This window comes from Microbacterium sp. NPDC007973 (genome assembly GCF_042958465.1).
Classification (GTDB): Bacteria; Actinomycetota; Actinomycetes; order Actinomycetales; family Microbacteriaceae; genus Microbacterium; species Microbacterium galbum.
Map to the genome: position 1 here is coordinate 23,028 of NZ_JBIBJJ010000004.1, position 14,017 is coordinate 37,044.

The window sequence follows — 14,017 nt, forward strand, 5'->3', positions numbered from 1 at the left end:
TGCTCAGTACCCCGCGAAGGCGTCGGTCGTGAGCGACTTCGCTTTCGCGAGCGCCGGCGCGAGGGCGGCGATCAGCCGCGGCGGACCGGAGACGTACGCCGCGCGCTGCGCGATGTCGGGCACCGCGCGCAGCAGCGCACCGGCATCCACGCGATCCGGCCCCGCCCACGACCAGCCCGCCGGGAGGTCGCCCGGTTCGTCGCGCGAGAACACCACGACGGGGATGCCGCTGGCCACGATGTCGTCACGGAAGGCCAGCTCCGCCGCCTCCGACACCACGTACACCAGCACCGCGTCGCGCTCCTGGCCGGTGGCGACGAGGTGGCGCAGCTGCGCGACGAAGGGGGTGACCCCGATGCCGGCCGCGACCATGAGCACCGGGGCGGTCGGACGCGCCGGAAGGACGAAATCGCCCCACACGCCCGTGACCGCGAGGGTGGAGCCGTGCGCGACGGCGGCGAGGGCGCGCTTGTACGACGACTGCGACCCGTCCTTGTAGGCGATGCGCACCTCGGGCAGGTCTTCGGGTGCCGAAGCGATCGAGAACTCACGGCGCGTACCGCGGCGGTCGGGCCGACGGTGCGGCACGTCGAGTTCCAGGTACTGGCCCGGGGCGAACGAGAAGGGACGCGCCGCGCGGAAGGTGAGCTCGCGCACGGTGGGGGTCAGATCGCGCCGCTCCTCGACGCGCAACCGCACGGCCGCACGGAGGCAGAACAGGAACGCCACGAGGTTGCCCACGAGCAGGGCCCGCTCCTGGCCGAGGGTGATCCCCCCGACCGCGAGCGGCCACCCGGCCAGCACACCGACGACGACGGCGACGAGGAGCTGCTGTGCGCGGCGCGGCGGCAGCGTGAGCGGCTCCGAGAGCATGAACGCCCCAAGGAAGAGGAACGGCGACGAGAAGGCCACCTGCACCAGCACGCTCGGCACGTCGACCGGGAACCCCGCGGAGGTGAACTGAACGGTCGTGCGGACGAACGCGACCGTCATCGCCACGACCCAGAACGTCGCGACGACGGGCAGCTTGTCGGTGCGCAGCAGCAACAGCACTCCCAGCACCAGAACCGGCGCCGCGAGCCAGGGCGAACCCACCCACCACGCCGACGACCCCAGATCGGGCGCCCAGATGCTCACGATCGTCAGAACCGTCGCACCGGTCGCCGCGGGGTTGAAGATGTGGCGCCCCCGCCACGCCAGCACGTACTTCGACGCGGATGCCACGACCCCGGCCAGTACGAGACCCGCGATGCCCAGCGGTTCGACGCTCGGGCGCAGCACGAACAGCAGGATCGCGGCAGTGATGAGCGAGGACTCCAGGCGGCGCGGCATCCGGAGCACGCTCTGCGCGACGAGATCGGTCACCGCGCACGCCGCGACCAGGACGACGGCGCTGACGACGAGCTCGAGCGGCTCCGGCACGACCAGACCGGCGAACGACAGCACGAGCGAGAAGATCGCGAGCAGTCCGAGCGACGACAGGACCAGGCGGTACATCGAGACACGGCCGATGAGACCGCGCACGCGGGTGGAGCCGGCGGTGAGCGTGGTGCTCATGACAGGGGTCCCTTCCGAGGGGTGAAGAGGGTCAGGCGAAGATCTCGCCGGAGAAACCGGGCGACCACTCGACCCGGCCGTCGGTGCGCATGCGCACCCACTGCGCATCCCAGGATGCCGCGAGCTCGGGCCCGCCGTCGAAGAACAGCCCCGTCGCCAGGGCGTCGGCGCGCATCGCGGTGTCGGCGAGCGCCCACGTCGCCGCATACGCGCGGACGGGAGCGCCGGTGCGCGCGTCGAGAACGTGATGGAGGCCGTCGCCCCACGCGCGGCGATTGATGGCCGACGCACAGAGGGCGGCATCCTCCACCGTGACGACGCCGATCACCCGCGTGGGGTCGTACGGGTGCTCGAGGCCGACGCGCACGGGGGCCCCGCGAGCGGCGAGGTCTCCGGAGGCGTCGACGATCAGGTCACCGCCGATGTGCGGGGCGAGGGCATCGAGGACGAGATCCACGAGACGCCCCTTCCCGAGCGCCCCCACGTCGATCGTGGCGGGACGCGCGAGCCGCAGCCTCCCGTCGGACCACGACAGGTCCCGGCGCCAGTCGGGTGCCGCGACGGGCGCGCCCTGCGGCGCGAGGGAGAGGCGCGCGTCGTAGCCGAGCCGGGCGAGGGCGTCGCCGATCAACGGATTGACGGCGCCCCCGGTCGCCCGATCGAGCTCGTCGTAGAGCGAGAGCATGGCATCCGCGTCACCGGGAAGGTCGACGGATGCCGCACGCCCGTCCGCGAGGGCCGACACCACCGAGTCGTCGCGGAAGCGCGACCACTCGCGGTCGAACCGCTCGACGACGGCGGTCACCGCATCCTGGGCGACCGGCGGCACGGGTGCGGCCGAGTCGATCGCCCACGACGTGCCGATCGCGTCGAAGGCCCACGTCGAGCCCGTCGCGGTCGGAGTGCTCATCTCGGTCAGGCCTTCGCCTCGGTCTTGATGGTCTCGACGGCCGCGTTGAAGCCGCCGCTGGTGAGGGAGGATCCGGCGACCTTGCTCACTGAGATCTCGTCGAGCTTCTTGCCGACGACCTCGTCCTGGATGCCGCCGATGAACTCGCTCTGGTACCGCTTGGACTCCGCGGCCTGCGGGTCGCCGGTCACCTCGACGGCCGTGACGGTGTCGCCCGCGATCGTGAGGGTGACGTCGATCGTCTCGACGCTCTCGGGGGTCGCGTACTGCCCCGTGGCCTCGTAGGTGCCGTCGGCGTAGGTGCCCGAGGTCGCGGAGCCGGTGGCGGAGCTCGCGCTCGCGCTGGGGGTGGACGAGGCGGCGGGGGCCGCAGTGGTCTCGGCGGGAGCGGCGGCGTCGGTCGTGCCGCCCGCGCACCCGGCCAGGGTGACGATGCCGGCGACGCCCAGGAGGGCGGTCCCGACGCGGACGGGACGGGGTACGGCTGTGGTGCGGATCATGAGGGTCCTCCTTCGGTCGTGCCTCGCGGCGCGTGCATGCTCACGGTAGGGACACGACCTTCACGGCTCCCCGGTTCATACCTTTGTGCCGGCTATGAGCGGAGGCGACGCGGGAGGTCTCAGCGCCTGTCGTAGGCACCGGCGCCCCGCAGCGCCTCCTCGAGCTGACAACGGACGGAGGCGCCTGAGCCTGCCGAAGGGACCGGTGGCTTCGACAGGCTCAGCCACCTCGCGAGCGTCGGGAAAACGGACGCAGCCACCTCGCGCAGCCGGGACCGGTGGCTTCGACAAGCTCAGCCACCTGGCGACCGTGGGAGAACGGGCGCAGCCGCCTCCCGGCGGGGAGGCGGCTGCGTCGCGACAGGGGGGAGGGCGTTTACGCGTCGCCGCCGAACATGCTCGTGACCGAGCCGTCCTCGAACACCTCGTGGATGGCGCGGGCCAGCAGTGGTGCGATCGGCAGCACCGTCAGGCGATCGAAACGACGCTCGGCAGGCAGCGGAACGGTGTCGGTGACGACGACCTCGTCGATCGCGGCATCCTGGAGTCGTTCCGTGGCGGGATCGCTGAAGATCGCGTGGGTCGCGGCGACGATGACCTTGCGGGCCCCGGAGGCCTTGAGCGCCTGCGCAGCCTTCTGAATCGTGCCGCCGGTGTCGATCATGTCGTCGACGAGCAGGCAGGTGCGGCCCTTCACGTCACCGACGATCTCGTGCACAGAGACCTGATTGGCGACCTTCGGGTCGCGACGCTTGTGGATGATCGCCAGCGGGGCGCCGAGGCTGTCGGACCACGTGTCGGCCACGCGCACACGGCCCATGTCGGGAGAGACGACGGTGAGGGTCTCGCGGTCCTCCCCCGTGAGTCCCTGCTCGAAGTGCTCGAGCAGCACGGGCTTGGCGAAGAGGTGGTCGACAGGGCCGTCGAAGAAGCCCTGGATCTGCGCGGCGTGCAGGTCGACGCTCATGATCCGGTCGGCGCCCGCGGTCTTCAGCAGGTCGGCGACGAGACGAGCGCTGATCGGCTCGCGCCCGCGGCCCTTCTTGTCTTGACGCGAGTACGGGAAGTACGGCGCGACGACGGTGATGCGCTTGGCGGAGGCGCGCTTGAGGGCGTCGAGCATGATGAGCAGCTCCATGAGCCATTCGTTGACCGGCGGTCCGAACGACTGCACGACGAACACGTCGCATCCGCGGATCGACACCTCGAAGCGGGTGTAGATCTCACCCGAGGCGAAGGTGCGGTGCTCGGTGGGGGCCAACTCGGTGCCGAGGTGCTCGGCGACCTGCTTCGCCAGTTCGGGATGCGACCGGCCCGAGGCGACGACGAGCCGCTTCTTGGTCTTGGCGACGAGCCCGGGGGCGATGCCGTTGTCGCGGTCGAGGTCTACACGATTCTTCTTACGAGCCATCGGCCGCTTCCTGTTCAGCCCGAGCCCGCGCAGCCACGTCGGCCGCCGCGGTGCCCGGTCGGTTCTTCTCGACCCACCCCTCGATGTTGCGCTGGGGGGATACGCTGAGCGCCAGAGCACCGGCCGGAACGTCCTTGCGGATCACCGCCCCGGCACCCGTCTTGGCACCGGCTCCAATCGTAACCGGCGCCACGAAGACGTTGTGCGATCCGCTGTGCACGTCGTCGCCGATGACGGTGCGGTGCTTGGCGATGTCGTCGTAGTTGGCGGTGATCGCGCCGGCGCCGAGGTTGACCCCGCGGCCGATCTCGGTGTCGCCGATGTACGACAGGTGCGGGACCTTGCTGCCCTCTCCGATCGAGGAGTTCTTCACCTCGACGAAGGTGCCGACCTTGCCCTTGACGCCGACGCGGGCGTTCGCGCGGAGATAGGCGAAGGGACCGACGGTTGCGCCCGCCTCGACGACCGCGAGAGTCCCGTCGGTGCGCGTGACCGTGGCATCCTCACCGATCTCGCAGTCCACGAGGCTCGTGTCGGGGCCGATCGTGGCGCCCGAGGCGATGACGGTCGCTCCGCGCACGTGGGTGTTGGGCAGGATCGTCACGTCGGGAGCCAGCGTCGCCGTCACGTCGATCCACGTCGTCGCCGGGTCGACCACCGTGACGCCCTCGAGCTGCCAGCGGCGTACCGTCCGGGCGTTGAGGGTGCGTCCGGCTTCCGACAGCTGCACGCGGTCGTTCACGCCGAGGGCGGCCGCCGCATCGGAGGTGACGGATGCCGCGACGCCCAGCTGCGCGTCGCGGAGCAGGCCGATCACGTCGGTGAGGTACTTCTCGCCCTGCGCGTTGGCGGTGCCCACGAGCGCCAGCTGGGCGCGCAGCGGCGCCGCCTGGAAGACGTAGACCCCCACGTTGATCTCGGTGACCGCGGCCTCGTCGGTCGTGGCATCCTTCTGCTCGACGATGCGGCGCACACCGTCGGTCTCGTCGCGCAGGATGCGGCCGTAACCGAAGGGCTCGTCGACGCGCGCGCTCAGGAGCGTCACGGCCGTTCCGCCGGTGCGGTGGGTCGCGAGGAGCTCGGTGAGGGTGCCGGTCTCGAGCAGCGGCACGTCGGCGCTGAGCACGAGCACGTCGCCCTCGAACCCGTCGAGCGCGTCGAGTGCGGCCTCGACGGCGCGCCCGGTGCCCGGGACCTCGTCCTGATCGACCACGACGACGCCGGGGGCGAGCTCCGACACCGCCTCGGCGACGAGCTCGCGCTCGTGCCGCACGACCACGACGATGCGGGCCGGATCGAGGGATGCCGCGGTGTCGAGCACGTGCCCGACGAGCGGTCGACCGCCCACCGGATGCAGCACCTTGGGGAGACGCGACCGCATGCGGGCGCCCTGACCCGCAGCGAGGACGACGACGGCCAACTCGGTCGGTGATGTCATGCTCCGCCGCCAGGATTCGAACCTGGACCTAACAGCTCCAAAGGCTGTCGTGCTGCCGTTACACCACGGCGGACCGTGCCCGCGGGCACCGGTCAAGTCTGCCAGACGTCGGCCGTCCGCACCCTCCCGACGCCACGACCACGGCGTCCTCTCGCCATAATGAGGGAGTGAGCCGGGACAGCGACGAAGTCGACCGCATCGTCGATGCGTGGATGCGGCAACGCCCCGATCTCGACTTCTCCCCCCTCGAGGTGCTCTCGCGCGTGGCGCGGCTCTCGCGCCACCTCGACATCGCGCGCAAGGAGGCGTTCCGCCGCAGCGACATCGAGTCGTGGGAGTGGGACGTGCTCTCGGCCCTGCGGCGTGCGGGAGAGCCGTATCAGCTGAGCCCCAAGCAGCTGCTGCAGCAGACGCTGGTGTCGAGCGGCACGATGACCAACCGCATCGACCGCCTCGTGGCCCGCCGTTTCGTGCGGCGCGAGGCCGACCCCGGCGACGGTCGCAGCATCCTGGTGACCCTCACCGATGACGGACGCGTGCGAGTGGATGCCGCGATCACGCGCCTCGTCGACGCCGAGGCCCTGCTGCTGGAGGGTCTGGCGAAGAACGACCGCGAGCGCCTCGCGACACTGCTGCGCAAGCTGAGCCTGGGATTCGACGCATGAGCGCCCCCGTCTCGTCCCCCTCTCGATGGGCGCGCGTGCGCGCGTGGTTCGACGTGCGCTTCCGCTCCCCCGCGGCCATCTACGGCCTGATCGTCTTCGCGGCCTTCGTCACGATCGCCGACGACCACGCCGAAACGGTGTGGGAGGTGCTGCTGAGCGCGTCGACCTCGCTCGTGGTCTTCTTCATCGCCCACGTCTTCGCCCACACCCTCACCGAGCACGCCGACCACGGCCTGCGCCACGCCACGCGCGAGGGGATGCGCCACGGCGCCGGCATGCTGTACGCCTCTGTTCCCTCGGTGCTGGTGCTGGTGTACGCCGGTCTCACCGGGATGCCGATCGACGACGCGGCCGACCTTTCTATGTGGTCGACGTTCGTCGTGCTCTTCCTGCTCGGCTACAGCGCCTATCGTCGTCGCGGCGCCCGCCTCTTCGGGCGGCTCGTCGGCGGGTTCGCGACCGCGTGTCTCGGGGTCTTCATCGCGATCCTCGAATACGCGATCCACTGAGGCCCGCGGGTCGCATCCGATCGCGGGGGCGACGACCCCGATTCCCCAGCTGCGGCACGCGGAACGGCGCGAGCAGCGGCGCTCGGTCTCAGCCGATCGCCTCGGTGAGCTCGAACCAGCGCCCCTCGAGCTCGTCGCGCTCGTTCTCCAGGGCGCTGATGCGCTCCATCTCCTTGCCCAGACCGACGTAATCCGACTGATCGTGGTCGGCGAGGGCGGCTTTCGCCCTGTCGATCTGCTGCTGCAGCTTCTCGATCTTCCGCTCGGCGGCCGAGGCCTCCTTCTGCGCGGCGCGCAGGTCGGCGCCCTGCAGGCCCGGAGCCGCAGGGGCGGATCCGGATGCCGTCGACCTCGAGGGTTCGGCATCCTGGAGCGCCCGCAGGCGCAGGTATTCGTCCACTCCCCCGGGGAGGTGGCGGAGCTTGGCATCCAGGATCGCGTACTGCTGGTCGGTGACGCGCTCGAGGAAGTACCGGTCGTGCGAGACGACGATCAGGGTGCCCGACCACGAGTCGAGCAGGTCCTCCATGGCCGCGAGCATGTCGGTGTCGAGGTCGTTGGTGGGCTCGTCGAGGATCAGCACGTTGGGCTGGTCGAGGATGACCAGCAGCAGCTGCAGGCGCCGCTTCTGCCCGCCCGAGAGGTCTTTCACCGGGGTGGACAGCTGGGCGCTCGAGAACCCGAGGCGCTCCAGCAGCTGCCCGGGGGTCAGCTCCTGCGCCTTCGACCCGGTTCCGAAGGCGTAGGTGGTGCGGAGGTTCGAGATGACCACGCGCACCGGGTCGTCCAGGTGCTGGTCGAGTTCGTCCAGGCGCTGGGTCAACGTGGCGACTTTGACGGTCTTCCCGCGCTTCACGCGTCCGCTGGTGGGTTCGAGGGATCCGGTCACCAGGTTCAGCAGCGTCGACTTGCCCGCGCCGTTGACGCCAAGGATGCCGGTGCGCTCCCCCGGCGCGATCCGCCACTCGACGTCCTTCAGCACCGTCTTGTCGCCGAACGCGACGCCCGCGTCGAGCAGGTCGACGACGTCCTTGCCGAGCCGCGCGACCGCGAGCGACTGGAGCGCCACCTTGTCGCGGATTTCGGGGACGTCGGCGATGAGCTCGTTCGCGGCGTCGATGCGGAACTTCGGCTTCGACGTGCGCGCCGGCGCCCCGCGGCGCAGCCACGCGAGCTCTTTGCGCGCGAGGTTCTGACGGCGCTGCTCGATGGATGCCGCCTGGCGGTCGCGCTCGACGCGCTGCAGGATGTACGCCGCGTACCCGCCCTCGAAGGGCTCGACGAGGCGGTCGTGCACCTCCCACGTGGTGTTGCAGATCTCATCGAGGAACCACCGGTCGTGCGTGACGACGAGCAAGCCGCCGGCGCTCGGCGCCCAGCGCTTCTTGAGGTGCCCGGCGAGCCAGGTGATGGCCTCGACATCGAGGTGGTTGGTGGGCTCGTCGAGGAACAGCACGTCCCAGTCGCCCGAGAGCAGCTTCGCCAGAGCGACGCGGCGGCGCTGGCCGCCGGACAGGTCGCCGAGGCGGGCGTCCCAGGGCAGGTCGCCGAGGAGCCCCGCGATGACATCGCGCGTGCGCGCGTCTCCGGCCCACTCGTGCTCGGCGCGACCGCCGACCACCGCGTGGCCGATCGTGTCGTCGTCGTCCAGGGTGTCCTGCTGGTCGAGCACCCCGACCGTCACTCCCCCGCGCACCGTCACGCGCCCGCCGTCGGGTTCGCGGATGCCGGCGAGCATGCCCAGCAGGCTGGACTTGCCGTCGCCGTTGCGGCCGACGATACCGATGCGGTCGCCCTCGTTCACGCCCAGCGAAACGGAGTCGAACACGACCTTGGTCGGGTATTCCAGGTGCAGGGCTTCGCCCCCGAGCAGATGTGCCATATCCGTTCCAGGCTACGCGGTGCGGTGACCCGCCCGTGCGCCGCGGTCGCGGCATCCCTCCTCCCGCTCGCGCGGCAGCGCCGACGCAAGGGCGATTTCGACCCCGTGAGACGGCGACTCGGGCGCAGGATGGCGCCGAGTCGTCAGCGGACTGCTGTCTCGCGGATGCCGCCGACCCGGCCGCGGAAACACGGCGGGGCCGCCCGGCGAACCGGACGGCCCCGCACTGCGGAACGGGCTCAGAAGCCGTTGGCGGCGAGCCACTCCTTCGCGATGTCGGGCGTCGACTCCTGGTCGACGGTCGACTTCACGTTGAGCTCGACGAGGCCCTCGGGGGTGAGCGCCGCGCTGACCTTGTTCAGCACGTCGGACACCTCGGAGGCGACGTTCGAGTTGACGACCGGCACGACGTTCGACGCGAGGAACAGGCCCTTCGGGTCGGTCAGCGTGACGAGGTCGTCGGTCTGGATGCGGGGGTCGGCCGTGTAGACGTTCGCGACCTGGATGGTGCCGGCGACGAGGTCGTCGACCGTGGTCTCACCGGTCGGCGAGAACTGCACGTTCACGCCGTAGGTCGACTGCAGGCCGGTCGGGCCGTAGGGACGCTCGGCGAGCTCGGCGTTTCCACCGAGCGTGACGCCCGAGGTGACCTTGGCCAGATCGGCGATGCTCGTGAGGCCGTTCGCCTGCGCGAAGGCCGCGGTCACGGTGTACGAGTCCTGGTCGGTCGCGTCGGACTGGTCGAGCACCTCGAGGCCCTCGGGAAGCGCCGCCGGCAGCGCCGCGTACACGTCGTCCGCGGTGCGGGCCGTGGTCTCGGCGTCGAAGAACTGCAGGAGGTTGCCGGTGTACTCGGGGAACACCGAGACGGTGCCGTCCTCGAGCAGCGGGATGTAGGCGTCGCGCTGGCCGATCTGGAACTGGCGCGTGACCGTCTTGCCGGCGCCCTCGAGGGCCTGGGCGTAGATCTCGGCGATGATCTCATTCGAGTAGTAGGCCTGCGAGCCGACGACGATGGTGTCGGACGACGCCGACGCGTCGCCGCCGCCGTTGCTCAGCGGGTCGCTCGAGCCGCCACTGCAGCCGGCGAGGGCGATCGAGGCGACAGCGAGGCCGGCGAAGACGCCGAGGCCCTTCCGGGTTCGTGCTGTGAACATGGGTGCTCTCTTTTCTGGTGATGCGGGATTCGGGTGGATCAGGGGGTCGCGGGCGGCGCGGCGGGGGCGCCGACGGCGATGGCCTCGGCACGGCGCTGACGCGCGGAGCGTCGCTGCGGTTGCGCGGAGCCGGCGGCGCGGATGCCGCGCGGCACGACGAGATGCTGGAGCAGGGCGAACAGGCCGTCGATGACGAGGGCGAGAACGGCCACGAGGATCGCGCCGCCGATGAGGATGTCGAAGCGACGCAGCGGGATGGCGGCGATGATGTACTGCCCGAGACCGCCGAGACCGATGTAGGCGGCGATCGTCACGGTCGCGAGCACCTGCAGTGTCGCGGCGCGGATGCCGCCGACCAGCAGCGGGAGTCCGAGCGGCACCTCGATGCGCCAGAGGATCTGCGATTCGGTCATGCCCATCGATCGGCCGGCGTCGATGACGCGCCGGTCGATCGCCTCGAAGCCGGTGTACGCCCCGGCCAGGAGGGAGGGGATCGCGAGGACGACGAACGAGATGACCGCCGCCTCGGGCTTGTGCAGCACGCCGAGCAGGAGGGTCAGGAGGATGAGCAGTCCGAACGACGGGATCGCACGCGCGGCCCCGGAGATCGCGACGGCGATCTCTCGTCCCTTGCCCGTGTGGCCGATGTACCACCCGAGCGGGATCGCGATGACGCCCGCGATGACCACCGCGATGAGGGTGTAGAGCAGCTGCACGCCGATCGCGAGCGGGATCGCATCGAACCCGCGGCCGGGATCGCCGGAGAAGATCCACCCGATGGCATCCCCGAGAAGGTTCACGCGGCCACCGCCGTCCGTGCGCGTCGCGCCGAGGGCACCGCGGCACGGCGGGTCCAGGGCATCAGGAGGCGCCCCGCGATCACCAGCACGAGGTCGATGACCAGCGCGAGCACGACGACGGCGACGACGCCTGCGAAGACCTCCGGGATGATGCGGCGCTGCAGTCCGTTGGTGAAGAGGTAGCCGATGTTCTGGATGCCGACCAGGATGCCGACCGTGGCCAGCGCGATCGTGCTCGCCGAGGCGACGCGAAGACCCGCGAGCACCACGGGTCCGGCGAGAGGAAACTCCACCGCGATGAAGCGGCGGAACGAGCCGTAGCCGATGGCGGTGGACGCCTGGCGGACGCCCGCATCCACCGAATCGAGACCGTCGGCGACGGCGCGGACGAGGATGGCGACGGCGTAGATCGCGAGGGCGACGATGAGGTTCGTCTCACTGACGATGCTGTACCAGCCGGTGACCACCGGCACGAGGATGAGCAGCGCGAGCGAGGGGATCGTGTACAGCAGCCCTGTGATCGTGATGACGCCGCTGCGCACAAGACGGTAGCGCCAGGCGACCCAGCCGAGCGGGATGCTGATGACGAAGCCGACGACCAGGGCGATCAGACTCTGACGCAGGTGCACCAGCGTCAGCTGCCCGATGAGGTCGAGATTGTTGCCGACCCAGTTCACGGGCGCGCATCCTCCACGAGGGCGCCCTGCGTGCGGCCCTCGGCATCCACCACGACCGTTCCGGTCGCCGTCTGCTTGAGGTGGAGTGCGCGCTTGCCCTTGACGGCGCCGATGAAGCTCGCCACGAAGTCGCTCGCGGGGTTCTCCACGATCTCGCTCGGCGTGCCCACCTGGGCGATCTTGGCGCCCTTCTCGAGGATCACGACCTGGTCGCCGAGGAGGAAGGCCTCGTCGATGTCGTGAGTGACGAAGACGATCGTCTTGCCGATCTCGCTCTGCAGCCGCAGGAGCTCCTGCTGCAGCTCGTCGCGCACGATCGGGTCTACGGCGCCGAACGGCTCGTCCATCAGCAGGATGTTGGGGTCGGCGGCGAGGCCCCGGGCGACGCCCACGCGCTGCTGCTGGCCACCCGAGAGCTGGCTCGGGTAACGGTCGGCCATCGCCGTGTCGAGGCCGACGGTCTTCATCAGCTCGAGCGCGCGCGTGCGTGCGGTCTTGCGGTTCTGGCCCTGCAGCACGGGAACCGTGGCGATGTTGTCGGCGACGGTGAAGTGCGGAAGCAGACCGGAGTTCTGCATCACGTAGCCGATGCTGCGTCGCAGCTGCACGGCGGCCTTTCCGCCGATGTCGTCGCCGTCGATGGAGATCGTGCCCGACGAGGGCTCGACCATGCGGTTGATCATGCGCAGGAGGGTGGTCTTCCCGCAGCCCGAGGAGCCGACGAAGACGGTGGTCTTGCGCGAGGGGATGACGAGGTGGAAGTCGTCGACGGCGCGGGTGCCGTCAGGGAAGACCTTGGAGACGGCCGAGAACTCGATCATGCGAATCGCCGCCTCAGTCGGAGACCACGACCCTGCGGTCGAAGGCCACGTAGCTTGCGAAGTCCTTCCCGACGCGCTCGACGGCACCGTCGCGCAGGTCGGGGTACGACCATGCGCCGTCCTTCAGCTCGGCACCGTCGAGGGAGACGTTCCAGTACTGCGCGGCACCCTTCCAGGGGCAGGTGTAGGCCGTGGGGCTCTTCTGCAGAGCACCCTCGCGGATCGCCCGCGGCGGGAAGTACCAGTTGCCCTCGATCGAGGCCAGGTCGTCGCGGTCGGCTTCGGCGATCACGACGCCGTCGAGAACTGCCTTCATGGGTACCCCCTCCGTGGCGCCCCGCGGGCACAGCGCCGACGGGTGACGATCCACCTCGGTCGAGGCTAGCGAGGTACGGAACGCGTCAGCGGAAGATTGCTCCGTGTGTCGACCTGGGCTATGGTGCCCGGCTCCTGCGAGGCGACCCGGATCGGCCGGACCGGTGGCTTCGACAGGCTCAGCCACCTCTGCCACGACGCCGGGCACCCGACACGGTCGAGGGACCGGGGGCGCGGCGGGGTCAGACGACGCGGGCTCCGGGCACCGGTCCGTGCACGTGGAGAGCCACGTGACCGGCGGCGCTCAGCGTCACCTGGAGATCGATCGCCGACGACTCGTCGGCGGCGAGGAAGGCGAGGGTCGGTCCCGACCCCGATACGAGTCCCGCCAGAGCGCCCGAGCTCTCTCCGCGTTCGAGGACCCGGGCCAGGTCGGGCCGCAGGTGAAGCGCCGGAGCCTGCAGGTCGTTGCGCAGGGTCGCGGCGAGCATTCCGGCATCCCCCTGGCGCAGGGCGTGCAAGACGTCGGGGTCGACCGCCGGGACCCGCCGGGCGGGTCCGATGTCGACCGCGTGGCGTTCGCGGTGGGCGTCGAGTTCGCCGTAGACCACCGGCGTCGACATGCCGACCTCGTTCGTGACCAGCACCCAGTCGAAGCGTCCGCGCGCCAGGGCCGGGCTCAACTCATCACCACGGCCCGTGCCCACGGCGGTACCGCCGAGGAGGGCGAACGGCACGTCGGCTCCCAGCTGCGCCGCGAGGTGGGCGAGCTCGCTCGTCGGCATCCCGAGACCCCAGAGGGCATCGCAGGCGACCAGGGCCGCCGCCGCATCTGCGGACCCGCCGCCCATTCCACCGGCCACGGGCACGGCCTTGCGGATCGCGAGGTGCGCGCCGCGGTCGACACCGGCCGTTCGCGCGAGCAGCCGGGCGGCGCGGATGGCGAGGTTGCGGCCGTCGGTGGGAACGCCCTCGATGTCGACCGGACCCTTCGCACTCACCGACATCGCGAAGTCGTCGGCCGGGGTGGCGATCATCTCCTCGAACAGCGACACGGCCTGGAACGCCGTCGCGAGTTCGTGGTAGCCGTCGTCCTGCACGTCACCGACCTCGAGGAAGACGTTGATCTTCCCGGGCGCGCGCACGCGGACGGACGCGGGGGTGGTGAGGCTCACGACAGCCCCCGCTCACCCGTGCGCCGCGAGGCCCCGGCGTGTGCGAAACTGGAACGTCGGCCCGCTTCCCGCCGTCGCTCGCAGGGCGGTTCGGGACAGACCGGGCCGGAGCGAGCGATGAGAGTCACTCTTCGACAGTAGCGCTCCGCTCCCCGCCGTTCGGCGTCGCCGCCGAAACGTCTTCGTAACCCCGGAACCTT

The 14,017-nt window shown here is 70.6% G+C and carries 14 protein-coding genes and 1 tRNA gene; 2 read left to right on the forward strand and 13 right to left on the reverse strand.

Features of this window, described 5'->3' with window-relative positions; genetic code table 11:
- Positions 1-3: 3 nt before the first annotated feature.
- The 6 genes from ACFZA2_RS12860 to ACFZA2_RS12885 form a co-directional block, all read right to left on the reverse strand.
- Positions 4-1,557 (reverse strand): FAD-dependent oxidoreductase, encoded by a 1,554-nt coding sequence (locus ACFZA2_RS12860; RefSeq protein ID WP_391405416.1) that lies wholly within the window; start codon positions 1,555-1,557, stop codon positions 4-6.
- A gap of 31 nt (positions 1,558-1,588) precedes the next feature.
- On the reverse strand, positions 1,589-2,467 hold the full coding sequence (locus ACFZA2_RS12865) for an FAD:protein FMN transferase (protein ID WP_391405419.1): 879 nt from the start codon (positions 2,465-2,467) through the stop codon (positions 1,589-1,591).
- Between the two features lie 5 nt (positions 2,468-2,472).
- On the reverse strand, positions 2,473-2,967 hold the full coding sequence (locus ACFZA2_RS12870; protein WP_391405422.1) for a hypothetical protein: 495 nt from the start codon (positions 2,965-2,967) through the stop codon (positions 2,473-2,475).
- Positions 2,968-3,343: 376 nt separating this feature from the next.
- Entirely contained in the window at positions 3,344-4,378 is a 1,035-nt protein-coding gene (locus ACFZA2_RS12875; RefSeq protein ID WP_316004943.1) for a ribose-phosphate diphosphokinase, read from the reverse strand.
- Positions 4,368-5,816, reverse strand: coding sequence for a bifunctional UDP-N-acetylglucosamine diphosphorylase/glucosamine-1-phosphate N-acetyltransferase GlmU (gene glmU / locus ACFZA2_RS12880; RefSeq protein ID WP_391405426.1), 1,449 nt, complete (start codon positions 5,814-5,816; stop codon positions 4,368-4,370). The genes ACFZA2_RS12875 and glmU overlap by 11 nt, the downstream gene beginning before the upstream one ends.
- Before the next feature lies 1 nt (position 5,817).
- Positions 5,818-5,889 (reverse strand) — tRNA-Gln (locus tag ACFZA2_RS12885).
- Positions 5,890-6,028: 139 nt separating this feature from the next.
- Between ACFZA2_RS12885 and ACFZA2_RS12890 the strand changes: the two genes are divergently transcribed.
- Both ACFZA2_RS12890 and ACFZA2_RS12895 read left to right on the forward strand, forming a co-directional pair.
- Positions 6,029-6,481 (forward strand): MarR family transcriptional regulator, encoded by a 453-nt coding sequence (locus tag ACFZA2_RS12890; protein ID WP_176776666.1) that lies wholly within the window; start codon positions 6,029-6,031, stop codon positions 6,479-6,481.
- Positions 6,478-6,990 carry a hypothetical protein gene (locus tag ACFZA2_RS12895; protein ID WP_391405429.1) on the forward strand — a complete coding sequence of 171 codons (513 nt, stop codon included), beginning with the start codon at positions 6,478-6,480 and terminating at the stop codon, positions 6,988-6,990. Before ACFZA2_RS12890 ends, ACFZA2_RS12895 begins: the two co-directional genes overlap by 4 nt.
- 88 nt (positions 6,991-7,078) lie before the next feature.
- On the opposite strand, the gene ACFZA2_RS12900 is transcribed toward ACFZA2_RS12895, so the two are convergent.
- The 7 genes from ACFZA2_RS12900 to ACFZA2_RS12930 form a co-directional block, all read right to left on the reverse strand.
- Entirely contained in the window at positions 7,079-8,872 is a 1,794-nt protein-coding gene (locus tag ACFZA2_RS12900) for an ABC-F family ATP-binding cassette domain-containing protein (RefSeq protein ID WP_391405432.1), read from the reverse strand.
- A gap of 239 nt (positions 8,873-9,111) precedes the next feature.
- Positions 9,112-10,029: an ABC transporter substrate-binding protein gene (locus tag ACFZA2_RS12905; RefSeq protein WP_363389505.1), complete on the reverse strand. Its 918-nt coding sequence runs from the start codon at positions 10,027-10,029 to the stop codon at positions 9,112-9,114.
- Positions 10,030-10,067: 38 nt separating this feature from the next.
- Positions 10,068-10,829 (reverse strand): ABC transporter permease, encoded by a 762-nt coding sequence (locus tag ACFZA2_RS12910; protein WP_363389508.1) that lies wholly within the window; start codon positions 10,827-10,829, stop codon positions 10,068-10,070.
- A complete protein-coding gene (locus ACFZA2_RS12915) occupies positions 10,826-11,506 on the reverse strand; it encodes an ABC transporter permease (RefSeq protein ID WP_391405437.1) in 681 nt (226 codons plus the stop codon). The genes ACFZA2_RS12910 and ACFZA2_RS12915 overlap by 4 nt, the downstream gene beginning before the upstream one ends.
- Positions 11,503-12,327 carry an ABC transporter ATP-binding protein gene (locus tag ACFZA2_RS12920; RefSeq protein WP_391405440.1) on the reverse strand — a complete coding sequence of 275 codons (825 nt, stop codon included), beginning with the start codon at positions 12,325-12,327 and terminating at the stop codon, positions 11,503-11,505. The genes ACFZA2_RS12915 and ACFZA2_RS12920 overlap by 4 nt, the downstream gene beginning before the upstream one ends.
- A gap of 13 nt (positions 12,328-12,340) precedes the next feature.
- The gene (locus ACFZA2_RS12925; RefSeq protein ID WP_391405443.1) at positions 12,341-12,643 is read right to left on the reverse strand and encodes a DUF427 domain-containing protein; all 303 of its coding nucleotides are present in this window, start codon (positions 12,641-12,643) and stop codon (positions 12,341-12,343) included.
- Positions 12,644-12,884: 241 nt separating this feature from the next.
- On the reverse strand, positions 12,885-13,817 hold the full coding sequence (locus ACFZA2_RS12930) for a 4-(cytidine 5'-diphospho)-2-C-methyl-D-erythritol kinase (protein WP_391405446.1): 933 nt from the start codon (positions 13,815-13,817) through the stop codon (positions 12,885-12,887).
- Positions 13,818-14,017: the final 200 nt, after the last annotated feature.